The sequence below is a fragment of the Ralstonia sp. VS2407 genome (genome assembly GCF_052950655.1).
The window spans coordinates 1-438 of the sequence record NZ_JBRFVG010000356.1 but is presented as its reverse complement, the minus strand read 5'-3'; the positions used below and the strand labels follow the sequence as shown (position 1 = coordinate 438).

Annotated in this window: 2 protein-coding genes; both read right to left on the bottom strand. The window is 63.2% G+C overall.

All coding sequences use genetic code 11. From position 1 onward, the window contains the following. Window positions 1–231 (bottom strand): DUF3566 domain-containing protein (locus tag ACU8YE_RS25450; RefSeq protein ID WP_446930372.1); only part of this gene is annotated, 231 nt, incomplete at its 3' end. Continuing rightward, a partial coding sequence (locus ACU8YE_RS25445) for a DNA gyrase C-terminal beta-propeller domain-containing protein (RefSeq protein WP_446930370.1) occupies window positions 224–438 on the bottom strand: 215 nt, incomplete at its 5' end. The genes ACU8YE_RS25445 and ACU8YE_RS25450, both read right to left, overlap by 8 nt.

Genomic DNA, 438 nt, shown 5'->3' with positions numbered 1-438 from the left:
TCCGGAGACCTCCTGGAACAGCTGGTCCACCGTGCCGAACACGTTCGTGGTCTGCAGGACCACGTAGATGAGGAACGTGGCCACGACGGTGATGATGCCGAGCACCACGGAGAAGAGGAAGGCGAGCTTGAGCGCCGACCAGAAGTCGACGTACACGAGCTTGAGACGCACCTGCTTGGTGGTTGTCGCTCGCGACGACTTCTTCGCGAGCTTCTCGGCGACACTACTCATCGGGTGTTCCCTTCCCAGCAGCGGTACCGTCGGACGCGTCGGGCGCAGCTTCGGGGACCACCAGGTTGCGTTCGGAGTTCTTGGCCAGTGAGATGATCCTGTCGTCGTCCGCGAAACGGGCGAATACGACACCCATGGTGTCTCTGCCCTTCGCCGGGACCTCGGCCACCGCAGAGCGTACCACCTTGCCGCTGGCGAGCACGACGA